This window comes from Fimbriimonas sp. LA-C6 (assembly GCF_055398105.1).
In genome coordinates, this window is sequence record NZ_AP038796.1 from 3,436,934 (window position 1) to 3,462,425 (window position 25,492).

The following is a 25,492-nucleotide window of genomic DNA, read 5'->3' on the forward strand; positions in this document are numbered from 1 at the left end:
CATGCTACGTCGTGTACTCGGACTCATTGGACTCCTCGCTGCTGCTTCCTTGGCAGTGGCGGGTCCGCAAGGTCAAGCCAGAAAAACTCAGAAGGTCCGGGCAGGAATCGTCATCCTTGAGAGCGCCAAGGTAAGCGGCTCTCAGGGCATGAGTGTTGGGCCCTTTGCACTTTATAACCTGGATAAAGCGACGTCAGTAAAACCTGTGGGTTGGAACATCTACAATCCACACGCACCAGGGGCCGTTACGGGTGATATTCAGAACCGGTATATCGCTTTGAACACGCCTACCAAGCCAGATATTGGTTCGCCTGTGACGAAGAATACGCAGGAGTATTGGAACGTCTACTTGGCAAACTCGACTGACCAATCTTTGGCGGATTACGACTTATTGCTTCTCAATCCTTACGCTTATGCTTCTTTGACCGCTGCGGAACGCGAGAAGTTGACACGGTTTGTTGATCAGGGTGGAGTGCTTTGGATTGACACGGGTGGGCTGGCTGCCTCCTCCAGCGGCATCAATGAAGTCAACAATTTCCCGTTGGCTTTTGTGAATCGCGTGGGTTCTGGCGCTCAGTTTGCTGATCGATTACATCCTTTGTTGTCCACACCTAACAAGCTGACTTCGAGTGATCTTAATCTTCTCCATCCAAATTCGATGGTGATTGGGCAGATCAATCCTGGCAGTGATGAAGGTGCTGCACGTACAGATAGCTACCTTCCCCTGTTTGCCCAATTTTCTCGGTTTAGGCCGATTACGTTCCTAGGAACTCAGCCTTCTATCTCCCTTGGTCAGATTGGGGATGGCTACATTGTGGTTACGCCTCAGGGGCCAAGCATTGCTTTGAACCACGTTCTTGATCCAGTGAATCGAGGCTCTCTGCTATCGAACAATGACTATGTGGCGCTCCAAGCGAATTTGCCAGCAGATGGTGTCGCAGCCGCAAAGTTAGCGGTCAACATCGTGTCCCTCGCGACGGATTACCGGCAGGATGCAGGTGGCTCGCGAAAGTCTAGCAGCGGATCGATCGATCTCACGGCTCCCTTGCTGACTCGGTTCTCTAATGTCAATACGGGTGCACCCACAGGTGCCACTATTTATAAGGGCCTTGCTGTGAGTGTCGCAAATGGCCGGCTTATGGTCTATGACGCTGTTCCCAATCGGGATCTCGACGGAGATGGGGATCCAGATGACGGGATTTGGTTGTCTGGCAACTCTGCACCTTCGGATGGACTTCGGGATTCATCGAAAGGCTTAACTTACGATTTGATTTGGCAGAGCGGTCAGATTGGATCAGGAGCCGTTTCGTCACCTGTTTGCGTTGAATTGCCTGATCAGGCTGGAACCGATCATTCGGACATGGTCTTGGTGGTTGACAGCGCGGGGCGATTGCATGGTTTCGACTTGATGAAACATCAGAACGGTCACCTTTTAGGTGGAACGTATGCTGAGACCTACAGCGTAGCGCCTCCATCCACAGTGGGAACCGTTCACTACGAAGGACAGCCGATCGCACCGACGGTACACGATGGATTAGCGTTTGTTGCTGCCTCGTCAGCTGCATCTACGAGTAGCACTAATCCGATGGGAATGATCTGGCTTGTCGACATCTCTCAAGGTGTGGTTTTGCCAGGCAGTTCTGGCATTGGTGAGTCATGGCGAATAGGTGGGCCAGAAGGGACCAGTGGACTGCAAAGCCCGACTGGCAGTCCGACTGTCGGTTATATCCCAGTGCAAGACAACTCAGGGGCATTGGATCGGGTCGTCTATCTGCCGGGTATTTCAACGAGCAACAAGCAGCCTGGTATCAGCAGTTTGTGGCTGGGTGTTCGGGGCGAGACTCCTGACTACTCGATTGATGTTGATGGTAGCTCTATTCAGCTAAATATCAATACTCGCGCTGCCCGGGCTGGCGGACCTAACATTTACTTCCCTCAGTCAAACAGTTCTGAGGCTTTAAAGCGGCTGGGCGTCAAAGTATCCCTCTCGGATATCAATGGAAATCCTCTGAGCGCGTCTGCGCTGAACAGTGTTTTCAGTTCTGTTCCTGCAGCTGGAGATGCTCCAGGCAAGATCCGTTTGGTTCTCGCAGATCCTACGGTCACGGACAGGACTACTTTTGACGCGAAGTACAGAGATCTGAGGGTTGACTACTCTATCGACTGGAGTGCGACGGCTGCATCTAGTCCGCAACCTGCGTTGAGAGGCAGCGTGGTGTTCCCGTCGCCCAGTTTGGCAACCAATCCACCTCCGCGTCAGATTCTCGGCAATGTAGCAATGAGTCCTCGCGGAACAATCTACGCCGTGGTAGGCAATCCGGTCGGTTATTCTGGTGCGAACGATTCGTTGAAGGCGAGCACGTACTACGCTCTTCGTGAAGATCTGGGAAGAGGAAGTTTCCGGATGGTGAGTAAGTTTGATCTTTATAACGATCACAATATTTTGCTCAACCAGACGGCGACCCAAAGCTACGCGGCTACTTTCCAGGATACGGACGACCTGACCACTGTTCCTGCGGCCAAGCCATTCTTGAACGCGCCGATGCACCACTTTGCCTTTGTTGGCGGGCCTTCGGTGCGAAATGGTGTGGTCTATGTGGTCGCGAACGCGTTTAAGAGTCCAGTTGGTCTTCCATTTTCCGTTCCGGTATCGATCTTGATGGCGTTTAAAGCTGAGCCTGAGACTCCCGAACTACGCGTGGGCAATTTGGGCGATAACGTCACGTTGGTTCAACCTGACTTCACGCGAAGTTCGAGTTTGACGACACCGGAGACTTCAAGTTCGATCTCGACCGGCACCTTTACCTATGATAAGAACCAAGGTGTGATTCGGTTGGACAGCTTGTGTGCTGAGCAGAATGGAGCCATTCAGAACTCGATTAGCCTCAGCCAGCCAATCATTATTCGTGTTCCCGGTTCTCCTGATCAGCTGAGAGAGCCAGAAGCATCTGGTGATCGGTGGACACCTCTTCTCTGGTACTCCGTGTTTAATGGTGGCACTATGAAGAGTGGGCCGCTGGTTACAGGTGGCACTGCTTTCGTTTCGGGTTCTAGCGCTCTGCCATCGATTTTGCTTTCCGGTGTTCCAAAAGCGCAGGGTGTGGTTTGGGCAATGGATACCGATTTTGGAGTGAACAACTCCTACGTGAAAGCGAACGCTTCGCGACCTTGGCTCAATCAGGTGTACCAACTTGATTCTGCCCAGAGCGGGAACTCAACCTTTGCTAATCCAGCATTTCGAATGCCCCAGCTTCAGGGAATTACGGACTTTGACACTTATAAGATTCGCTTGAATCAGAGTGTCTTGGTTGGATCAGACAGTGTGCAAGGTCTTGCTGGTGGCGAAGGTTCTTTGCTTGCTTGGACCAATAAGGGTCTGTTCGGACTTAGCAAAGCGGACTTCTTGGTCTGTGATGAAGGACGTGTTCTGCGAGTCGATTCGAGTGGCAATGCCCTGGAAGAGATCAACAGCTTTATCAATGCTGGAAGCTCGGCGAGCGGGTTTGCGGGAACTGTGAAGACTTTCTCGCGACCTACGAAGGCCTATGCAGTGGGTGAGTCGGATCTTTTGGTTGTCGATTCGGGTGCGAATCGAGTTGTTCGGGCTGATAAGACTGGAACTGAGATTCGGGCTTTGGAGAAGTATATTCCTGACTACAATCACCTGCCTGCGGGTTATGTTGCTAGCCAGCCTCGTACATTCAACTCGCCCAGCGATGTCTTGACCTACGAGAATTTTGTTTATCACAACGCTGGCGATCCTGAGTTGCTTACTGGTCAGAAGCCAATTGAATACTGGATCCACTATTTAGTTGCTGATACCGGCAATCACCGTCTTGTTGAGATGGTCGACCGGTATGAAGTGGATTCCGCAACGTTTAGAATTGTTGGACCTGTCATGGCAACTGTTCCCATGCCGGACGCTGACCCTGTAAATGGGCAGATTCCGACGACCAGTTTGCCTCAACTTGGAGTCCTCTACTGGCAGTCGCCTGCGAATGTGAGTGGCAAGGACTTTAACTACAGCAGCATCAGTCGAGAGTTTGTGAAGGACCACTATGTTTATGTGGCTGGGATCGCAAATGCTCAGCCAGCAAGGTCTGACGCTGGGTTGGATTCCGGCACATCCGGTACGTCGGTTCGGGAATCTGCGGTTGGAAACGGCGGTTTCGTCGTGTTCGATCCGACCACTCCTGGCGGCACGAGAGTTTATAACCGGTTCATGCTGGACGATCTTTCTGGAACACGTTTCTGGAATACCAAGACGGGCCAGTACGACTTCGGAACTTTTGCTTCTAGTAAGAACGGCGGCTATCACTACTTCAGCGGCGTGACTTCGGTGACGAGCTCGCTTCGATCGGCGGGTTCTGGAAGCGTTCTTGCTGTGATGGTGAGTGATGCAAACGGCGTGTACGAGTTCACTGTCGACCCATCGACGGCGATTAGCGACGATCAATCCGTTTTGGGCAAACCAATTTGGATGATCAACAGTCTAGCTTATACGTCGATTCGAACTGACTTTAGCAACAGCCCAAGCGGGTCGAATCCGAGAGGGTTCCGGCCGACTTATGCGAAGCGACTGGACTCAGGTGAAGTTTTGATCGTGAATGGATATACGGGAACGAAACTCTCTGGTGATCCTTTCAAGGGAGAGGTGGTGATGTTGGATGGTCTTGCGGATGATCCAACCCACGTCCCCGGACGATATGCAGTAGGCATTAACAACCTAGGCTTTACTCCCATGAGCCTTCGGTTTGCATTGCCTCCGGTTTCCTTGGTGCGCGGATTGGTAGCACCTGTATTTGCGGACCGACGATGATTAAGTTTGACTTGGTGAAATCAATGGCATCACGAAAGAGTGGATGGAAATCGATCCTTGTGGCAACAGGGGCCCTATTATCAGCGGCCTTGCTTGCGCAGAGCCCAGGTGACTTTCCTAGTCTCAATGGCGGTAGTGATCGTACGGGACACAACGGAAATCCCGCCGCAAACGGATCAGGGCGGACTCGTCTGCGCTGGTTTGATCCTTCTGGCATTGCGGCTACGCGTACGCTCACGATTGATAACACGGACTTTGTCAACACATCTGGCTTGCCAGGTGGGCCGTATGATGCGAACCCTTACGGAGTTGTCACGGCCACTGCGGGCTGGGGTCAACCCGCTCTTAGTGAGGAAGCGACTGTCCCTTACGTTTTGCCTCGAAGAAAGAACCCAATCGGATTCTTCGCACAGGATCTTCGGGAACGATCACCAAGCTACTACTATTCGACTTGTGTTGCCTCCGACCTGAACGACCCTACTAAGGCTGCATTCGGAACCGCACAGTATTTCGAGTGGAAATTTGTTCCTCCTTCTGGCACTGAGCGGTCCTATGCCGTTTCCGTTTGGCTACCAATTGGTGGAACGGTTGTTAGTGGCAAGAAGCTGTTCACTCAGCGATATTTCGTTTATGAAGTCACTTACGGTTCGGGACAGAAATTTGTAGATATCGTTGACACTTCTTTGGCTGGTTTTGGATTTGTGCGGCTGGGGAACGGTGGAGCTTCCTCCAACGTAGTGTTCCCATCGGATGGCACGCCCATTACCGTTCGGCTTTACAATACTGTTCCCCGTGACGCAAATGGTCAGCTGAGGTTGGATGCATCGGATCCGACTCCAAGCCACTACTTGGTCTATGCGGATGCTGTCCAGGCTGTTCCGAAGGCAGGCATCTTCGACGCCTCGCCGACTTCGGCTTCTTTCGGCTCGAACACGAATTTGAGTGTTGTGTCGGCCCTCACGCAGGTGACGAGTTCAGTTATTGGTGGTATCTACACTCCTATTCAAAAAGGTGTGGTTACTTCCTATGAAGGCAACATGGCGTTGTGGACTAACAATGCTACGCCACGTGTGAACTGGAGATATTCGCCTCTCGAAGAGTCCAACCTGTCCGTGAATATGGACAACATCGCGGCTCAGGCTTCACCGCTTTGGGTTGCGGAGACCACGAATCCTTTTCACCAGGGGAGCAACTACTTGGATGCTCCGGTTGTGCTTGATACGACGCCAACCTCTTCTGTGACTTATGCTCCGACCATGGAAGACGGCGATTACGAGATCTATGCGTATGTCCCCGGCGACAACGGTACGGAAAAGTATGGACACGCCGTTGAGTATCAGATCATCGAAGGAAATGTAACGACGTTCGGTGTGATGGATCAGTCTCAGAAATCCGGATGGCTGAAGCTTGGTACCCGACGTTACACTCATTCGAAAAACAGCTTGCCGCTGAAAGTGGTTATTACCAATGGGACTTCGCTCACGTACGCTGCGGACATTACAGCTGGAAGAAAAGCTTATGCAGACGCCGTTCGGTTTGTAGTTCCTAAGAGCATCGCTATCAAGTCAACGCCGGTAAATACCATGGCGTTGATCAAGAAGTCGGATTCCACAATTGTCGACACCAAGGTCGTGATTGTTGCTGATGAGGCTGGAAAGATTCACTGTCTTGATGCGACGGGTAACGGCGATGGAACCACTACAGAGTATTGGAGCTATCCCAGCACTGCCGACTTGACCGATACGACTTGGGTGGATCCCAACTTATCTGAGGGCATTGATGGAGTTGTCAACCCCTCGATTACGCCACCGCGGGACAATGTGGCCATCGCGAAGATGCCGCAGCAGTTTGATATCAGTTCGGCTTTGGTCAAGCGGATCAATGGTGCTGATTACCTCTATATTGGCGCTTCCAACGGACGTGTGTATTGTATCGATATGACGGGACGAGGTGACTATGTCACTTCCAGTCATAAGATTGGATCGACCAAACGCGTTTGGACGTTCCCTGATGACTATCCGAATACGGCCATCCAGAAGGATGGGATTGGGGCGCTTCGGGGTTCTGTTGTGTTTGGTGACACGGCGGACGGAGCACCTGGACCCACAGTCTTTGTTCCGGCAAGCGAAGGCCGCATCTACGCGTTGAACGCTCTAGGTAATGGCGATGCCACACACACCACCTCGGTGCGCTGGCAGTTCCCATCTGCAACGTCGGTGACCTTGCCGCCGATTGAGATGACGCCTTCACTGGCCTTCAACCGGCTTTACTTTGGAACGCTACAGAACCAGAATCAGGACGGCGTCCCGGGCACTTTTTACGCTCTTAATTTGTCGAATGGTCAAGTCTCTTGGAAATTCGATGGGACTAACGCCGGAAGCACTGTAGTTTCGGAGTATGTCAGCGACTTTATCACCGGCCCGACGACGGTTCCTGGCGCGATGATTGACGCCGTTAACTCAGGAACTTATCCTGGGTCCGGCCTGAGTCCAAGTCCACACCCGAATGTGGTGTATGTGTTAAACCACAATCGGTACCTGTACGGCTTCGTGGCTGAAACGGGCGCATTACTTCAGAGCACGGACGGTCGAAATTACCGAACCAACGAGTTGGGAGTCGTCTCCACGGCTAACCTTGGATTCACGGTCATCACGACTGCAGACCGCAATCAGAATGCACGTCCGTTTCCGGTAGTCACCATTCCTGGAGCAGACGGGTTCCTTTACTTCATGTTTGCGCGAGCTGGAGACTATAACATCTACTCGGACGCAAGCAATACGTTCCGGCAGGCTCGATATATCGGGACGCGTGGGCCAATGACCACGACCCCTGCGTTTTCCAATGGTTGGCTGTACATCACGGACAGCGATGGATTCATTTCCGCATTCAACGAGGACCCGAATAACGAGGGAGTTGGTACGGGTGGTGATCTGCCCGTAAATCCTGGCAACGACACGAATAACCCTGGTCTTGGAGAGGTCTTCACTCATGCGAAGATCACCTTCATGAAGCCGCTTGGGTACCAGGCGCTCAGGACGATCACGTCGAGCAATGAAGGGCAGTTGACCTATTCGGATGCGACGACCAACTCTTTGTATACCTATGGATTTAATCCGCTTAACCCTATGGGCTTTGAGCTAGGGGAGACGGCATACATCATGGTGTACGGATTCCCGTACCTGGATAAGAACACCGGTGGAAAGACTGTGCCGCCGCCTACGGTGAATGTGACCATTTCGCTGAATGGAGTTGTGTTGAGGCAGGTTCCTGTTGATACTCACAAGTTCAATTCTTCGGGAGTCAGTCCTAACATCACCCAGCCTCCAGGAACAGGTCTTACTGCGAACGGTTATGCAGTGATTCCGTTTACGTTCCAGCCAAGTGGGCCGAACCAGGTGCCTCCTGGGGATGGAGAGATCCGTGTAAATATCACCTCCGCAGGTGCTGATGCTTCATTCGCCTCGCAAGAGTACATGAACGACCCCCGGAACAAGGCGAACTTCTATGTTGCTAACCCGTTGGGTCTCAGAGTGTTCGATTTCAATGGAGCGAATGCCACGAACCCCGGCCTACAGATAGGAGCCAACAACGATGGCAGTTTGCCTGAGAACCGGGCTAATGGCTCGCCCAACATTGCGGGCTCAAGCTACCTCCAGGCACAATTAGTGTCCACACCTGGCTTCGTGAATCATGGTAAGACAGAGTCTTCTGTTATTGCCTTGTATGACCGCAGTCTTATGGTTGCCCTAACTGGAAGGGGAATAACAAACCTTCGAATGGAGCGTTCTAATCTTCAGTGGCAGGGAGGCGCATCCACTGTCTATCGCGGATTAGACAGTTTCCTTTATCCGAGGTACGAGGATGTACCAAGTACGTTCCCTAACAGAAGCCTTGACTATCCAAATATCGGGCGTGAGAACATCCGATTTACGAAGGATCCGACTGGAAATGCTGAGAATCCTCTTTTGACAGAGGTTTCACTGAACCCTCCTTTGAATTCCAGCAATAAGCTGTTTACGGACGGAGATGATAAGTCGCTTCGGAAACTCATTCCCACGTTTGTGAACATCTCCTTTGATGTGCCTAAGTATCAGCCCGGTCCGGACGTTGCGGCGATGCTCAATCTGGGGACGGCAGACCTTCCTGACGACTTTACGAACTTGCGACACGACTCCCTTGGGCGTGTTCCAACTCAGGGGTACTTCGGCCATGCACGGGCTTTTCTGAATAGTGGGAACGGCCAGTTCACCGTGGGTGGGCAGCAGCCTTACCGCTCCTTCAACATGTCGCTTGGAATTGTCCACGACTTCAAGATTCTCATTCAGGAGCCAACGCTCGACTTGGGAACGCTTGCAAGTGGTGCTGGTTACTCCCCGGCACAGCCATTCGGGCCGGCGGGTTGGAGTGGTGCCTTTAATCCCATTACAGGCGTTGGTGACTTCAAGGCAATGTATAAGTCGTTCAATGTTTTGAACGATGGAAATACCAATCTCTTGAATGTCCGGCTTGCGAAGGCATGGATTGATCCTCAGGTTGGCTACACGCCGTGGACCTTTGGATCGGCTCAAAATGATCGACTCGCTGCACTGGATGGTCTATTCGACCTTCACAGCAACCTCGACCCTGAGTTTGCACCCCAGAATCCAAAACAATCTTCGAACACCAATGTCATTCTGCAGAAGCCTCGTGTTACGGACACTGGCCCGACTGCTCTTAGCGTTAATCCTATCATTCGGTCCAACTCGAACTTGGGCGTGACGGGAGGTAGCGGGCTTGTTCCGGGTTATCCTCTCGGTGCACCCTTGATCACAACTTCTATTCCGCTTGGATTCCCGGTTGGAACCTATAGTGAGAATATTAGAGTCATTGATGACTGGCAGCCCTTCAAAGGTTGGCAGAGCGTGTGGCAGCCGACTGCGCCGGGTGGAAAGGCCTATGAACCCTATTCTGACCCGACTCTTAAGCTGTCCTTTACGGTAACGGAGACACGTTTAACCAGTGGTAGATCATCTTCTACGGCTCCGATGTACGACACGAACAGCTTTGACCCATCGGTCAACAAGTTTGTGCCGTTCAATGCGCAGCCTGCAGGTATGCGGGACGGACTCGGATCGCTGATCGTTGCATTCACTTCAAATCGACTTGGGTTTGATGGAACCCAGCCGACCACGAATCCGTTCTCAAGACTCTCTGTTGGAACTGTAGCTAACGCAGGTTCTTTCGCTGGCGGTCTCAATGTCCCGACGAACAACTTCTATGGCTACACGCCGACGGGCGCATTGAGGGATTTGAACTTCTTCTTGCCTGATAGCAACAACAGTTGGTTCCACCATGCGGTTGAGTCCTACCCCAGTGATGGGCAGGTAGCCAATGCGTTCCCGCTGGCTGCTGGTGAAGCTCAGGTAGCGAAGAGTAGTCACTTTGAGTCTCCGGTATTTCCTGCAAAGGGAATGTTTGATCCTCTGAATCCTTCGGGGCCTATCTTTGATACAACACTCATGGCCTTTACCGGTGGAATTCAGAAGTCGACCGATTCTGGTCGTGTCGAAGAGTCCAAGGTGTTCGTAGCGACTGCTCGAACCGCCGCGGGTGGATCTGTGACACTCGGCGATCCGGTGGCAGTGCGGGAGGATCCTCTTACTAAGAAGGGGCGACCAAGCATTGTCTCGTTCCACACGGGTGGAAATCTTCTTGGACTTGTGTTCTATCCCGTTACAAGTGCGGGCCAAACAACGATTCATGCGTCGAGGCTGGGCACGAACGCGGTAGGTACACCGATTACGCTTGACTTCGGCAATGGATTCTCTTCAGTCTCCGGTCCTTCGGCTGGGATTCGTAACTCTAACTCGGGTGCTGTGATCGACCTGACATTCACCGGTCGGCTTAAAGGGCGACCGAATGCAGAGGTTTACATGTCTCGGCTGAACTTTGGTCAGCAGAAGAGTGATGCTGAGCATGTGCCGTTCGATTCAAACTCGTTTGTAGCGAACGCACTGAATATCGTGGATGCATCTGGATTCAGCGGGGAAGTGAGTGGGGCTGGAACTCCGTTCCAGTATCTGCCGCAGCAAACAAATGAGAGATTGCTGAGCGAAGGAAATGGCGTGTACCGTGCCCGAGGTGTGCTTTGGAACCTCAGGGCCGTTCCTGATGCAGCGGCTCCTAACGATCCAGTTCAACTGCTGATGTTCCTTGCTGATGGCACAAGCCGAAATCTGTTGGCCGGAAACAAGAAGGTGGATCCACAATCTGGAATCATCTCCTACGATAGCCAGTTGGGTGGCAAGGTCTTCTTGGACCCAAGTCAGGGCACTGTTCGGTTCAGCGTCGGCATTCCGCAGCAGAAATCCGAAATACGGCTTACCTACACGCCGGTGTTCCTCCGGGTCACGGAAGGCAATACGTCGGGTTACACGACTCCGACGACACTCTTTGATGATCGCATCGTCAGCGATTTGACCTACTGGTACCAAGCAAACGGAAACTACGCTACGGTTCAGAACAACATAAGGAATGATCGGTTTAACTTCTTCTACGGCCGCAGCGCGGCTGGAAACAGTCAAACCACTCGGCCCTATATGTCGTCGATGAGGTTTGGTGTTCGTCTCCCGTCCAAGGTTGCCACTGGTCAGGGAGGAGTGCTCCAGTTCCTCAAGGTCACTGGAAATGTTGGACCCTATCAAGTCGATCCATCCAACAATCGCATCTACTTCTCAGCAGCTGATGAGAACTCGGTTGTGACGGTGTCCTATCGAGGTGTGGATGATGCTGGACAGGCTCTGCCGAATCCGTTGGTCATTACGGCCCCCGTGTCGTTTGTCCTTGAGAAAGGTGAAGAGCCAATTCTCATCAGTGGTGCGTCAAACGAGTCGAACCTTTCGGTATTCCTGGATCCGTTCACATACCAAAGTTCAGGCAATAATGACAACCGCCGTCCGCCGCTCGTATGGATGTTCTACACGAGCACGAGAAACGGTTCACCGGACATCTATTTCCAAACAATTGCGCCTCGATATGCCCCAGTTATTGCTGGCCAGTAAACGGCGATTTTGAACCTAAAAAGGGCGAGAACATTAAGTTCTCGCCCTTTTTTTTGCTGAGATGAACCAAATGCATTTTTGGTTTCGTCGTTAAGGCGTTCATGTATTAGCGGTAGCTGGTTGACTTGATGCTCAGCCCTCTGATAACATGGGTTCCCAGCGCGGGAAGCAGGTTACTGACCCAATGGCCAAAAAGCTCACGAGCGTTCTCGGTATCGATATTGGCAGCCAAAAGATAAAGGTTTGCGAGATGAAATCTCAGGGTCGTGATCCTGTCGTCACGGCTCTCGGAATTATTGACACTCCTGAGGGAGCTGTCGACCACACAGGCGTTTACAATAGTGACGCCGTGGGCGCAGCCCTCAAGCAGGTTCTGTCCGACAGCGGCGCTACCACGCCACATGCGGTGATCACCATCGCAGGACAGGCCTCCGTTCTAGTACGAACTCTTGAAGTTCCGAAGATGAATCCCGCTGAGCTCAAAGAGCATATGCAGTGGGAGATCAACCGCAACATCCCATTTGCAGAGAGCACTGTCGTTAGCGACTTTAAGCCTCTCGGTGGTGATGATCCTGCATCCACGAATATGGATGTTGTGATGGCGATCTCGCCGCAGTCTGCCATTGATACGATCATTGCGTGTATCAAGAAGGCAAGCCGAAGCACCTCCGCGATTGATGTGGAGCCACTTAGCATTGCTCGGTCGATTCAGACGAGCTATGACGACGAGGTTGGGGATAAAACCATCTGTCTCGTTGAGATTGGTGCTAAGACTTGTTCTATTAACATCTACAAGGGCGCAAAGCTGCTTATGCCTCGTCAGGTGCCTGTTGGTGGCGAGCTCTTCACTAAGGCCATTTCTGACGCTTTGACGATCAGTCTGTCTGAAGCAGAGGCGTTGAAGCAGTCGAAGCTTGAGATTCCTGAGAATGCAGCTGATGCGCTTCCATCTGCGGATCCTTTTGCGGTTCCTGGTGTGACTCAAGAGTTTCAGCCGTACAATCCGTTTTCTGATGAACCGATGCCAGCCTACAATCCGGCACCGGCACCATTGGATGCTGATCCGTCTGATTATTTGCCGCCGATTGATCCTATGGCCGATTTGACGCCTGCGGTAGCTCCTGCAGGAGTGCCGGCGCCCATTAACGAGGATCCTGAGGTTGTGCGCCTCTACAACGCCATTGCTCCTGTCCTGGACGAATTTGTGGCAGAGATCCGGCGCTCGATTGATTACTTCCGCAGTCGCGGTGGTGATCTCGATGCAATCTACTTGGTTGGTGGCGGTTCGAAGATTGCAGGTCTGCCTGGTTTTCTTTCTAAAACCCTCGGTGTCAAGTGTGACGCTTACGACCCATTGAGGCGTCTCAATCTCAACGTCAGAAAAGTAGCTCCGGCCTTTATGGACGAGCACCGATCTGAGTTCGCCATTGCCATTGGCAACGGTCTTCACATCTTCTTTGATTGATAACCTAGCATGAAGCTCAATCTACTTCCCAATACGGTTTCTAAACAAAGGCAGGCCAGTACTGCCTATGTTGTGGCCGCGCTCATCCTATTTGGTTTCATAGTCGCGGCTGTCATCACGTCGTCCTATGCCAACTCTAAGCTGGCAGCGGCAAAGCCTGATGATCAACTGAAGACTGATGCCGCTAACGCGGCTGCAACTTCCAAGCAGGCAGATGAGATCCTCACAATGGCCTCTCCTATCGTTAGGAATGCTGCTCTTGCTCAGGCAATCATTGATCACAATGCGGTCTATCCAAAGCTGTACGATGACGTGAAGCCTTACATTCCTCCTTTCTTCCGCGTGACCTCTATGCACGCGACACCGATTGACACGACATCTTGTCAATTGGAGTTGGTGGGAACGATTGATACATACCAGCGATACGCAGATCTGATGTTTGCGCTGTCGCGGTTCAAAGATGTTGTGTCGATTTCGCGAAACAACTATAACTTGGACGATCCGATTGTTCCTCCTCTAACGGAAGAGGATCAGCACGGGAATGCGCACAAGCCATCTCAGGGTACGGTTCCAGATGACCCTCTTCAGCGACTGGCGTATTTCCAGGCGCAGGCGCAAACGGACGTGTCGGGATACACCGGGGTTGGTAATTTTGGAAGTGATAATACGGACGCTCGGCAAGCAATGCCTGGGTCTTCGTTGATCACAGTGGTGATGGTCATCTCACGCGACATTCGGGTCCCAGACATCGCTGCAACGCTTAAAACTGGCGGTACCGATACAGGAGCTGCAACAGCATCGCTTGGGCGGCCGGGTCCTGGTGCTGCTGGCGGGCCTTTTGGCGGTCCTGGCGGTGACACTGCTTCAGCGCCTGTTCCACCGGCTCGTGGTGGAAAGGGCAAGAAGGGCGGCGACGATGAATAAGGTGCAGAATCTATGAAGCTAAATCCCTGGACAATTATCATAGTCGGCTTTTGTTTAGGCGTCAGTATCTTCGCCTTTGTTTTCTTCAATCAGGCAATGCCGAAACTGACGGCTGCCAAGTATCAGGAAGAGTACAAGCAGAAGCTGCAAGAAGAAGCCGACAAGATGCCGCAGGCAAAGAAGCGCAAAGCTTCAGCCATCAAGATGGTCGATGACACGACTGCCATTTGGGAGCGATATGTTCGAGAGAGAACTCCATCGACCTCGGTGCAGTCTGGTGGTATCAATCTCGCAGTCGATCCTTACCAGCTCTCTGTTGATGTACTGAAGTTTCGCAACAACATGCAGCTGGCAATTGACCAACAGGTCAAGAAGGGTGGCGTTAAGGTCTTGAGTATGGGGCAAGTGAAAATGCCTGCCAATATTCATACTGTGGGTAGTTCGGCGCTTCTTAATGATTTCTTCGCGTTTAGCACCTTTGGCTTCCCAGTCGTCATTGCCGATCTTGGGACAGTGACCGTGGAAGGTACCTATGCGCAAATCCAGGAAAATGTTCGCTCCTATCGAAGCATGAAGAACTATCTGGTTGTTGCTGACGGTCTACGGTTAGACGGAACATCACCTGTGTTGCGTGGGACTTATAACCTCTCAGTTCTTGGATTTATCCGAGGCAAGAAGTTGTTCCCAGCAATTAATGAGGTTGCAGCTGCTCCTGCAACAGGTGCGGGTGCCGGTTTCGGTGGTGGTCGTGGTCCTGGTGGTCCGCCTAGTTTCGCTGGTCCTGGAGGCAGGCCAGGTGCCCCTACGGGTCCTAGCAAAGGTAAGTAAGATGAAGCAGGAAATTAACAGGATGGGAATGGTTTTCAAATCGATGCCAGTGTTGGCTCTTGCTGTCGTTCTTGCGGGTTGCGGAAGTTCGGTGACAACACCAGAGGAGGCTCCTAAGGCTACGGTTAAGGCTGTTACTTACAAGCCCAATTCAGAAGCAGGTCTTCCAGTGAAGGGTTCTGAAGATCCGACCGCTTTTCCGAAGCTGGTCGCTTCTCGGGCCTCTAGCTTTGGTGCCGCTCGACCTGATCCATTTGCTCTCACCAGCATTGAGAAGCAGTTTGAAACGGAGCAGTCAACTGAGCGAATTTTGTCGAATGTCGGCGGTTTTTCAGTTAATGTAGAGCCGAAGGAAGAGACAGATCTAGTCCCTGTTCTTGAACCACAGCCGTACAGAAGGCTTTCGGGTATCGTCGTCGGAGATTCAGTTGTGGCGATCCTGGAAATGGGTGAAGGACAATCTGCGATCATCGTTCATCCTGGTTCAAAGATTCCGGGCACTGAATGGACGGTTGTCTCGATCGATCAAGAGAAGGCTATTCTCCGAAGAGGCGGCAACAAGTTGCCTAAGCAGATTGTGGTGCGGCTTGAAGTGGCACCGGCAGGCTTTGGTGGCGGAAACGCTGGATTTGGCGGGGGCGCACCTGGGGCTGGCAATGGTCCACGAGGTGGTTTTCCTGGCCCTGGCGGCCCTGGTGCAGGCGGACCCGGTGGTCCAAGTGATTAAAGTTTTGATTAACGTAAATTCGCATAACTGTCCGGCTTCTCGGACATCAAAGAAGTTTGGAGGCTTAAAATGACTAAGACTATGAAACTGGCAATTGGTGCCATCATGGGCTTGACATTGTTGGGTGCAGCGCCATCGGCATTTGCACAGGATGATGTTAGCCAGAAGATTGTTACCCTTGAGTACGAACAAACTGATGTTCGAGACGCACTGCGAGCGCTTTTCAAGAGCGTCGGTGTTTCTTATTCTATTGCACCTGAAGTAACTGGAACTGTAACGGTTTCGCTGAAGGGCGTAACGTTTGAGACTGCGCTTCAGAACGTGATTCGCCAGGTTGACGCAACCTATCGAATCGAGTCGGGTATCTACCAGATCGTCCGTCGAGAGCAATCCACCGAAACACCCGGCGGCCCAGATGTACCGACTGTTAAGCCAAACAATAAAGTTATTCGCCGAATCAAGATCCGTTCTGCAGATCCAGGATTCATCGCTTTGATGTTGGGTGCTGCGAATGGTAGCCAGGCCTACACGGGATCTCCTGAGATTACAGCCATTGAAGGTGGTTCAAGGGTTGCCGGCGGGGGTGGCGGCGGCTTTGGCGGCGGAAGCGGTGGCAGCGGTGGCTTCGGCGGCAGCGGTGGTGGCTTCGGCGGCAGCGGCGGCTTTGGCGGTAGCAGTGGCGGCTTCGGCGGCAGCAGCGGCGGCTTTGGCGGCAGCAGTGGTGGCTTCGGCGGTAGCGGCGGTGGATTTGGTGGCGGCGGCGGTCGCGGCGGCTTCTAAGCTAGCTTGAATTGATGAGGGTTTGAGGAAATAAATAATGCGGTTTAGCTGGGCAAAATTAGCGTTTGCGGTCGTGCTGTCCACTGCAGTCGTTGCACCTATTACGGTTGCAATGGCGCAGGGGGCACCTGCCACTGCAAGCAAGCAAGACAATACAGTTCAGGTTGATAATCTGACATTGAAAGACGCCGATCTTCTAACGGCAACTCGTATGCTGACTCAGCGAACGGGGATTCAGTTTGTGATGGAACCGACTACGGTTCCATTTGGAAAGATCACGTTGCAGATTAGCAATGTATCTCCGGAAGATGCAGTTCGATATATCTGTGCGGCTGCTGGGGCTTCATACAAACGCGATGAGTATGGTGTCTACATGATCGGTCATGCTGAGAAGATGCCAGTCGTCCCGGTATCAGCTCCGCTTCCGTCAAAGGCTCCTAAGATTGTCCGTGCGATCAAGGTACTGAAGGCTGGTGCCCGCGACGTATTCGATGCGATTGTGTATCGTATGCCATTTGATGCAAGCCGTGGATTCGATGAATTAAAGCGATTTGCGGATATTACAAATGACACGAAGGAAAGAATCTTCGGTCCTGGTTTCGCTTATGCGAACTTCGCGTCGACTCATCAGATTCAACCGATTGCAAATCCGGCAACGTCGACACCCTTGACTGGTGTCGAGAGTGGTGGCCAAATTGCTCTACCCGGTGATTCTGCTGGACAGATTGGTGGTGGCGGAGCTGGCGGATTTGGTGCAGGAGGCGGTGCAGGTCAAGGCAATGGTCGAGGTGCTGGCGGACAAGGGGGAGGCGGTCAGTTGACCGGTGGAGTTGGTCTCGTTCCTGAGAGCATCGATTTCATCAGCTATGACCCAACTGACAACAGCCTTGTTGTTCGTGGCACAGAAGAAGACATTAACACCCTCCAGACTTACGTAAACCTCTTTGATGTCGCTCCGAGACAAGTTCTAGTGAAGGTTGAATACATCACCACCTCGGAAACACTTGACAAGTCTCTTGGCTACGAGTTTCTGTTTAATCGTGGAACGGTTTTTGCTGGGACACGACCTGGTGCTTTCATTCGGCAGAGTGACCCAGTGTTTGTCAACTACACCACGGGCAACGTCGCGGCCAGAATGCGAGCTTTCCTTTCAGAGGGATCCGGTAAAGTCGTTACCGCTCCTATCGTGAGAACTCTAAACAACACTCCTGTTGTCCTTCAGAGTTCGCTTCAGACGTACATCTTTATTAATCAGACAACCACTCTGAATAACACAACCGTTTCTACATCTGCCCCGATACCAATCACTGCAGAGACTCGATTGGGTGTTCAGCCAAGAATCAACGACGACAACACGATCACGATGTACCTCGCGCCTACGATTGCAAACTTCGTTGGTACTTCAACTGGCCCTAACGGAGAGAGTTTCCCCAATTTAGCTCGACAGTCCATGCAAGTTGTGGTGCGAGTGAAAAACGGTGAGACGATTGTTCTTGGTGGTCTGACTACTAAGAGCGAGGACGAGGCTCATAACCGAGTCCCAGTTCTTGCTGATCTACCGATTGTTGGTCAGTTCTTCCGCAGTTCACGAAAGAGCCGCACCAACGGTGAGCTTCTGATCTTCGTCACGCCGACAATTGTCGACGACGAGCCAGGCACAACAAGCAATCCGTAAGCTGAAAAGAACGTACACTAGAGTGACTGGGTCATAATGGCCCGGTCACTTTTTTTGTTATGGAGCGAAGCTGGATCTTAATAGGGATGATGGGAGCGGGGAAGAGCTCCGTCGGTCGGGCGCTCGGGGATCTCTCGGGAAGACCTTTTACTGATACTGATACGCTCATTCAACAGCGGTTTGGAAGACCGATTACTCAGATTTTTCAGGTCTACGGTGAAGAGGCGTTTCGCAGCCACGAGACGAATGTGCTCCAGTCGCTTGAGCCTGAGCCTATTGTTCTTGCTACGGGTGGGGGCATTGTTGTCCGTCCGGAGAATTGGACGGAATTGAGGCGGCTTGGGACGACCATTTTTCTGGATGTCAGCTTTGACGTCATCAAACAGCGGCTTGAGACGAGCAAGAAGAAACGGCCGCTTCTTGAGGTGGATGGTTGGGAGGAGAGGCTTCAATCTCTCATGGAACTCAGGCTCCCGTTCTACCAACAGGCCGATCTTACTGTAAATGTCGATGAATACGACGTGGAGACGGCCGCGGCAAGTCTCCTTCGCAAATTGCAAGAATATGAAAATCTCCCACCAACGCGGTAGTTACGCAGTCGTTAGGACGAGTCTGAAAGATGCTATCCAATCTCTGCCAGCGGACTCGATTATTCTCACTGACAATCATGTTCATTCAGCGGTTGAAAGTGAACTTCAAGGCGGAAAGTGTATTGTCCTGCCGGCTGGAGAAGAGACGAAGAGCCTGCATTGGTTTGGGTTCTGTCTAAGCGAGCTTGCTCACCTCAATGCTTCCCGGAAGACGACACTGGTAGCGATGGGTGGTGGTGTCATCGGCGACCTGGTGGGGTTCGTTGCAGCATCGTACATGCGGGGGGTGCCTTTCATCCAGATTCCAACTACACTGCTCGCTCAGGTGGATTCTTCGGTGGGTGGAAAGGTGGGGATAGATCTTCCGGAGGGGAAGAACCTCGCGGGTGCCTTCTATGCTCCTGAAGAGGTGAAACTCTGCCATGAAGTATTGAGATCCCTGCCACCCAGACAGTTCACCAATGGAATGGCCGAGGTTCTCAAGTATGGGTTCATCATGGATGCAGATCTGTTGCCCAGGCTCCATGGTCTCAATGTCGAGTCGACGAATTTAATGGATATTGTGAGTCGGTGCATCGAGCACAAGGCCCAAGTGGTGAGTGAAGATGAGTTTGAGACGACGGGGCGGCGCGCCATTTTGAACTTTGGACATACTGTTGGTCACGCCTTGGAGAAGATCACTCATTACAGTGATTTCTTACACGGAGAGGCGATCAGCATCGGCATGGTTGTGGAAGCGCGGTTGGGCGAGAGCATCGGTATCTCACCACAAGGCACCACCGCTTTTGTCCGCGAAGAGCTTGCTTCACAAGGGTTGCCTGTCACGTCTGATCTTTTGAGTTCGGCAGATTCTCTTGTAGAAGCGATGCGTCGAGATAAGAAGGCTACTTCTGGCAAACTAGCCTTTAGTCTCTTAACCCAAATTGGTGAATGTAAACTGGTATCGGACGTGCCTGAACATGAGGTTCTGTCCGCATTGAGTAGCTCATGAACACACTCCGAATAGGCTTATCTGTGGTGGCGATTGTCCTGCTTCTGGCGGGGTTTATTGCTAGTACTCAAGCGTCGTTTAGCGGGCAAGCTCAAGAGTATGCCTTGAAGGCAGACTCGGCGCCTATTCGGATGTTAGCGCTGTTGTTTTTGGTAGCCGCTGTGGTTCTCTCGTTTATTCCTGAGCGAGGAGACAAAGCTTGATCGGAGCGGTCTACGGTGGGCGGTATGAAGTCACCGGCCTGCTTACCGATTCGGCCCTGTTTCAACTGTTTAGTGCTCGAGATCGGCTGGCTGGTAAAGAGGTATCGCTTCGGGTGTTTCGGCCTCAGTTTGGGTCGGAGGAAGCCTTTGCGCTTGCCTTAGAGAAGGCTGCTCAGCGCTCGGTCTCGATCATCAATCCCGGCATTGAGCGCATGACCGATGTTTCGCGCGATCAGGGGACGGTTTATATTGCGGGTGACCTTACAAGAGCACCGTCTCTCTCTGACCGTATTCGAAAGCTCGCTCCATTCTCTGCCCCCGTTGCCGTAAGTGCCGGTATTAGCCTCTGTAAGGCTCTGGACGCCCTCCATCGGGCAGGATTGGTCCATGGAGACATCAGCGGTGACAACGCGTGTCTAATGGCCGATGGAGAGGTGAGACTTCAGGTCTCGTGCCTGTGGGAGGCGTACTCATCTAGTTCTGCCGCTGCGGCCGCAGTGCTTCCTTCGATGGCACCGTACTTAGCGCCAGAAGTTACGACTGGAGGTATGCCTTCGCCGCAATCGGATGTTTACTCGGCGGGCATCATTTTGTATGAACTGTTGACGGGCAGAAGGCCGTACACGGCGGATACGGCTCTTGCAACGGCCACGAAGCATACGTCTGAGCCGACGCCCAGTGCGAAGGCGCTCAATCCCTCTGTCCCGAATGTCCTCGACGAGATTGTCAAGAAGGCGATGGCGAAGCATCCGATGGAGAGATATCAGAGTGCAGGCGAGCTGCTTGCTGATCTCCGTTTGATGCAAGATGCACTTCGCTTCGGTCGAACTCTGAGTTGGCCGCTGCGACAAGCGGGAGCCGTGAGCACAAGGCCCACTGAACCACAGCCAGTCGCGCCCAAGATGTCCGCCATTCGAACCGAGGAAGAACAGACTGACCGGTCCAGGAAGGCGAGAGAAGAACGTGATGTCCCGGTTTGGATGATCGTTAGTTTTGTGTTTGTGATCGCGATTGTCGCGAGTTTATTCGGGGTTTGGTTCTTCCTCAATTTGAACCGACCACGAATGGTGACGGTTCCAAACTTGAAAGGGCTTTCCGTGCAAGAGGCCCGAGTCACGCTTCAGAAGATGCACCTGAACCTGAAGATTGGCACCAAGATTCCAAACGACAAAATCGAGCCTGACCGTGTTCTGGAGGTGGATCCTGCTCCTGGTCTTAAGGTGCGCGAGATGGGTGAGGTTGTGGTGAATGTGAGTTCAGGTAGCCGAACGGTGGAGGTCCCAGACCTCAAAGGGATTTCTCCTGATAAGGCCAAGTCTCTACTGGGGGCCGTCAACCTCGTGATGGATGAGTCGATTGGTAAAGTGAACGATCCTTCCGTTCCAGAAGGTTCGGTGGCGAAGCAGACGCCAGCTGCTCGCACCAAGGTTTCACGAGACACGAAGGTGACGGTTGAGATTGCTTCACGCGACGTAGCCGCGCCAGCCAAAACACCCGATGCACCCGTTCAGGTTTACGATTACAGCGTTGATGTGAAGCTGACGGACTTGGAGCAGCCTGTGAAGGTCAAGATCGAAATGACGGACGATGAAAAGACACAGACTCTTTTTGATGAGACCGGTTCGCCGAACCAGAGCATTTCGGTTCATGGGAAAGGCAAGGGCAAATCTGTGAAGTTCAAGATCTATTACGATGATCGCGTTGTGAAGGAGTTCACCCAGCAGGCAGGAGATTCCACTCAATGAGGTTGGCACCTTCGATTTTGTCGTTCGATCTAACTCGAATTCGGGAGTTTCTTCCGCAGTTGGAAGTGCCAGGTGTCGAATTGATTCACTTGGACGTGATGGACGGTCAGTTTGTACCTCCGATCACTTTTGGAGACTCGTATACGAAAGGGATGCGAGAGGTGAGCAACCTTCCGTTTGAAGTTCATCTGATGACTTTCACGCCAGAGAACCATTTTGAGGCGTTTGTGAAGGCGGGATGTTCGAGAGTGATTTTTCATATCGAGGGGTCTTTGCATGCCCACCGGCATATCCAGCATGTACGTGCTTTGGGGGTAGAAGTGGGTCTTGCGCTGAACCCTGGGACCCCCGTGTGTGCACTTGAGCCTCTGATCGGAGATATTGACCAAGCCTTGGTGATGACCGTGAACCCAGGGTGGGGTGGTCAAAAGCTGATTCATTCAACGCTCGACAAAGTCCGTCAAATTAAGAAGATGCGTCCTGACTTGACGGTTGAAGTCGATGGAGGCATCGATGATAAGACGATTAAGGTTGCCCGAGATGCGGGTGTGGATCTGTTCGTCACGGGCAGTTTCTTGACTAACGCTCGGTCTATTGCGGAGGGTGTGGAAGCATTGAGGAAGGGATGGGCTTAAAAATCACGACGACGGCGTTGCTCATTTTTGGGTTTGCGTTGCTTCTGGGATATCCGTGGGTCTTGAAAGATCACCCGCCAAAGGCCGCTCCTAGGTCCGTGCGAAAGGCGTTTGCTGTCCGGCTGTTGACGTACAACTCGCTTGTGATTGGCTCGCTTGTTGGAGCTGGTTTTGGCTCGGTACTCATTGTTCGCAGAGTCCGCAAGGAGTTTCGAGAAGAGGCGATGTTGAACGTGCGTGAACTGATTGAATCTGCCTCCGGAGATCATAAGAAGGAGCCCCACATTGATGCATGAGAAGTTCATGCGTCGCGCGATTCAACTTTCAAAACGAGGCTTCCCAGCACCTAACCCCCACGTGGGCTGCGTCATTGTGCGTGATGGTCAGGTTGTTGGAGAGGGATATCATCACTATTGGGGTGGGCTCCATGCAGAACGTGAGGCACTGAAGTTTGCCAAGGGGCTTTCAGTTGGTGCGGATGCCTACGTAACGCTCGAACCCTGCGCGCATCATGGCCGAACCCCGCCTTGTGTAGATGGACTTCTCGAAGCGGGAATCAAGCGGGTGTTTGTTGCTTGTCCAGACCCAAATCCCGTGGCTGCGGGTGGGGCGGAGAAGTTGCGGGCTGCCGGGGTAGAGGTTCAGGTCGGGATTCTTGAAGAAGAGGCTCGGGCTGCGAATCAACAGTTTCTGTTCGCTATGGAGCACAAGCGTCCTTATGTTGTTGCCAAAGCGGCAATGACCTTGGATGGTCGAATCGCGCTTCCCAGTGGTGAGAGCAAGTGGATCACGGGTGAACAAGCGCGTCGTGTCGGACACCGCTTGCGGGCCGAGTGTGGTGCGGTGTTGGTGGGGTACCGAACGGTGTTGGCAGACGATCCTGAGTTGACTGCGCGGATACCAGGTGTTCGCAATCAACCTGTTCGCATCGTGCTAGATCCTCATTCAAAGCTTAGTGGCGCTGAGAGAGTCTTTAACGAGCAAGCAAGGACGATTCATGTTACGGGGGAGATCCTGTTGCCGAATTTGTTGAGCCGATTGTTCCAGGAAGGTATTCGGGGGCTGTTGGTGGAAGGGGGCGGGCGGACGCTTTCTTACTTCTTCAAGGAAGATTTGGTTGATTCCTTGGAGCTGTTCGCTGCCGGCAAGTTGTTTGGTGCCGGTCCGAGTTGGATCGAGGGAGGGTTGGCTGAGACTATTGCTGACGCCCCGCGACTTGAGATCACTCGTGTGCGGAAGTTAGGACAAGACCTACAGCTTACGGCGAAAATCGATAGGTCTTGTAAACGCTAATCGATTCGAATCGTCGTATCTTAACAGAAGCACATTCTGAGTGATGATGACTATGAGAACTTTGAAAACCGCCACTGTCGGAACCGTTGCGGCTCTGCTGTTGATTCCTGCTCTCGCTAGCGCTGGGCGAGTGACCATCCGTCGTGACGAAGTCGTGCCGATTGTTTTTCAGAACGAATTGACTATCAGCGATAGTCGGGAAGGAGATCGGTTCGAGGCACGTCTTGATCGCTCCTCGGCCTTGGATCTGCCCATCGGGACGCGGTTTATTGGGCGAGTGGTCCGGGTTCGGGAGGCTAGTGACAAACGTGCTGCTTCCATGGATCTCGAATTTACGGACATCGAACTACCGAATGGAGACCGCACCCCCATCAGTGCCGTGCCGGTGAGCATGGACAACAAGAGGATCACGCGCAACCCAGATGGCCGATTTACGATCAATAAGGATGATCGTCGGAAAGAGAATTCGGTTTTGGGCGGTGCGGTCGGTGGGCTGATCATCGGATCGATCCTCGGCAAGCCAGCTGAGGGACTGATCATTGGTACGCTGGGCGGAATTGTTGTGGCCGAGACGGGTAAGGATCGAGATCCAAATCTGGTTGTGAAGAAGGGGCAGCACATGGGTGCCTACTTTGATAAAGAGATACAGATTGAATTCAACGCTCGAGACCAGCGACAACCGAATTCGGACAGAACGGCCCACCGAAATCAGGATGCTTCGAAGCCCACTGACCGGCCCTATCGAATCGGTGAGAACGGTGAGACGGCTTCGCCTCCTGTCGAAAGATTTGAACTGCAATACGATGAGAAGACGATTCAGTTCGAAAAGGATGTGCTTCCTTATCGCGACGGTAAGACCGTGATGGTGCCTCTGGAGCAGGTGGCCAAGCAGCTTGATCTTCAGGTTGATAAAGTTGACTCGCGATGGATCTTCGTTGAGGATGACAACACTTCTTTGAAGCTTGAGCGCGATTCCAAAGAGTATCGATTGAACGGTAAGAAGAGTGTGCTGGATAAGGCCGTTGTGGTTAAAGACGGCATCATCTATGTGCCTGTGGAGGTCTTAGCTTCCACAAAGAGTAAGGCTTTCACGGTCAATGGAAACGTCGTTAAGATCTAACTGATCTAGAGACCCCGCTTCGGGCTTGTTCTGGAGCGGGGTCTTGTTGTTTGTGGTTACAGACTAAGGAACCAGGAGTGCATCCGCGTGTCTTCTGTGAGCTCGGGATGGAAGGATGTGCCGAGGAGGTTCCCGCTCCTTACGGCTACTACTTTGCCGTCGTAGGAGCCGATTGCTTCGACGCCTGCTCCTATTCGCGTCACGATTGGGGCGCGGATGAATACTCCTAGCGCGGGTTCATCAAGTCCTTTGATGACGACAGAATCTTCGAAGCTGTGGACCTGAGCGCCGAATGCGTTTCTCTCGACTGAGATGTCGAGGAGGCCTAGGGTGTATTGGTTTTCTCGACCGGTCACGTCCGTAGCCATCATGATCATTCCCATGCAGGTGCCCCACACAGGCATTCCAGCATGGGCGCGCTGTCGGATTGCTTCCCCGAGACCATAACGTTGCATGAGCAGTCCGACTGTGGTGCTCTCGCCGCCGGGGATGAGTATTCGTTCTACTTGGGAGAGTTCCTCGGGGGTGCGGACCTCGTGGATTTCCAGACCGTCTGTTCCGGTTCTCTGGAGCGACTCAATGTGTTTTTCGAAATCGCCCTGAATCGCTATAACACCAACGTGCATGCTAAAAGGGTACCTGTCGGGTTGGTATCAT

Annotated in this window: 17 protein-coding genes; 16 read left to right on the forward strand and 1 reads right to left on the reverse strand. The window is 52.5% G+C overall.

All coding sequences use genetic code 11. The annotated features are described in order from the left end of the window. Window position 1: 1 nt before the first annotated feature. The 16 genes from ACZ51B_RS15820 to ACZ51B_RS15895 all read left to right on the forward strand — a co-directional run bounded on the left by ACZ51B_RS15820 (window position 2) and on the right by ACZ51B_RS15895 (window position 24,835). Window positions 2-4,819, forward strand: a complete 4,818-nt coding sequence (locus tag ACZ51B_RS15820) for a hypothetical protein (protein ID WP_464294308.1) — start codon at window positions 2-4, stop codon at window positions 4,817-4,819. A gap of 89 nt (window positions 4,820-4,908) precedes the next feature. Beyond that, complete coding sequence (locus tag ACZ51B_RS15825) at window positions 4,909-11,859, forward strand: hypothetical protein (protein WP_464294309.1); 6,951 nt, start codon at window positions 4,909-4,911, stop codon at window positions 11,857-11,859. Window positions 11,860-12,007: 148 nt separating this feature from the next. Next, window positions 12,008-13,324 carry a type IV pilus assembly protein PilM gene (gene pilM / locus ACZ51B_RS15830; RefSeq protein ID WP_464294310.1) on the forward strand — a complete coding sequence of 439 codons (1,317 nt, stop codon included), beginning with the start codon at window positions 12,008-12,010 and terminating at the stop codon, window positions 13,322-13,324. 9 nt (window positions 13,325-13,333) lie between these two features. Beyond that, window positions 13,334-14,248 (forward strand): hypothetical protein, encoded by a 915-nt coding sequence (locus ACZ51B_RS15835; protein WP_464294311.1) that lies wholly within the window; start codon window positions 13,334-13,336, stop codon window positions 14,246-14,248. Window positions 14,249-14,260: 12 nt separating this feature from the next. Next, entirely contained in the window at window positions 14,261-15,076 is an 816-nt protein-coding gene (locus ACZ51B_RS15840) for a hypothetical protein (protein WP_464294312.1), read from the forward strand. A gap of 22 nt (window positions 15,077-15,098) precedes the next feature. Then, window positions 15,099-15,803, forward strand: coding sequence for a hypothetical protein (locus tag ACZ51B_RS15845; RefSeq protein WP_464294313.1), 705 nt, complete (start codon window positions 15,099-15,101; stop codon window positions 15,801-15,803). An 81-nt stretch (window positions 15,804-15,884) separates the two neighbouring features. Next, window positions 15,885-16,583 carry a hypothetical protein gene (locus ACZ51B_RS15850; protein WP_464294314.1) on the forward strand — a complete coding sequence of 233 codons (699 nt, stop codon included), beginning with the start codon at window positions 15,885-15,887 and terminating at the stop codon, window positions 16,581-16,583. Between the two features lie 37 nt (window positions 16,584-16,620). After that, window positions 16,621-18,258, forward strand: a complete 1,638-nt coding sequence (locus ACZ51B_RS15855) for a type II secretion system protein GspD (protein ID WP_464294315.1) — start codon at window positions 16,621-16,623, stop codon at window positions 18,256-18,258. A gap of 59 nt (window positions 18,259-18,317) precedes the next feature. Further along, complete coding sequence (locus ACZ51B_RS15860; RefSeq protein WP_464294316.1) at window positions 18,318-18,848, forward strand: shikimate kinase; 531 nt, start codon at window positions 18,318-18,320, stop codon at window positions 18,846-18,848. Then, a complete protein-coding gene (gene aroB, locus ACZ51B_RS15865; RefSeq protein WP_464294317.1) occupies window positions 18,823-19,839 on the forward strand; it encodes a 3-dehydroquinate synthase in 1,017 nt (338 codons plus the stop codon). Before ACZ51B_RS15860 ends, aroB begins: the two co-directional genes overlap by 26 nt. After that, window positions 19,836-20,042 (forward strand): hypothetical protein, encoded by a 207-nt coding sequence (locus ACZ51B_RS15870; RefSeq protein ID WP_464294318.1) that lies wholly within the window; start codon window positions 19,836-19,838, stop codon window positions 20,040-20,042. The genes aroB and ACZ51B_RS15870 overlap by 4 nt, the downstream gene beginning before the upstream one ends. After that, the gene (locus tag ACZ51B_RS15875) at window positions 20,039-21,787 is read left to right on the forward strand and encodes a PASTA domain-containing protein (protein WP_464294319.1); all 1,749 of its coding nucleotides are present in this window, start codon (window positions 20,039-20,041) and stop codon (window positions 21,785-21,787) included. The genes ACZ51B_RS15870 and ACZ51B_RS15875 overlap by 4 nt, the downstream gene beginning before the upstream one ends. After that, the gene (rpe, locus tag ACZ51B_RS15880; protein WP_464294320.1) at window positions 21,784-22,422 is read left to right on the forward strand and encodes a ribulose-phosphate 3-epimerase; all 639 of its coding nucleotides are present in this window, start codon (window positions 21,784-21,786) and stop codon (window positions 22,420-22,422) included. The genes ACZ51B_RS15875 and rpe overlap by 4 nt, the downstream gene beginning before the upstream one ends. Then, entirely contained in the window at window positions 22,413-22,718 is a 306-nt protein-coding gene (locus ACZ51B_RS15885; RefSeq protein ID WP_464294321.1) for a hypothetical protein, read from the forward strand. Before rpe ends, ACZ51B_RS15885 begins: the two co-directional genes overlap by 10 nt. A 7-nt stretch (window positions 22,719-22,725) precedes the next feature. Further along, a complete protein-coding gene (gene ribD / locus ACZ51B_RS15890; protein ID WP_464294322.1) occupies window positions 22,726-23,715 on the forward strand; it encodes a bifunctional diaminohydroxyphosphoribosylaminopyrimidine deaminase/5-amino-6-(5-phosphoribosylamino)uracil reductase RibD in 990 nt (329 codons plus the stop codon). A 52-nt stretch (window positions 23,716-23,767) separates the two neighbouring features. Then, window positions 23,768-24,835, forward strand: a complete 1,068-nt coding sequence (locus ACZ51B_RS15895; RefSeq protein WP_464294323.1) for a stalk domain-containing protein — start codon at window positions 23,768-23,770, stop codon at window positions 24,833-24,835. Window positions 24,836-24,891: 56 nt separating this feature from the next. Here ACZ51B_RS15895 and pdxT read toward each other — a convergent pair whose 3' ends face one another. Beyond that, window positions 24,892-25,461, reverse strand: a complete 570-nt coding sequence (gene pdxT, locus ACZ51B_RS15900; protein ID WP_464294324.1) for a pyridoxal 5'-phosphate synthase glutaminase subunit PdxT — start codon at window positions 25,459-25,461, stop codon at window positions 24,892-24,894. Window positions 25,462-25,492 lie beyond the last annotated feature (31 nt).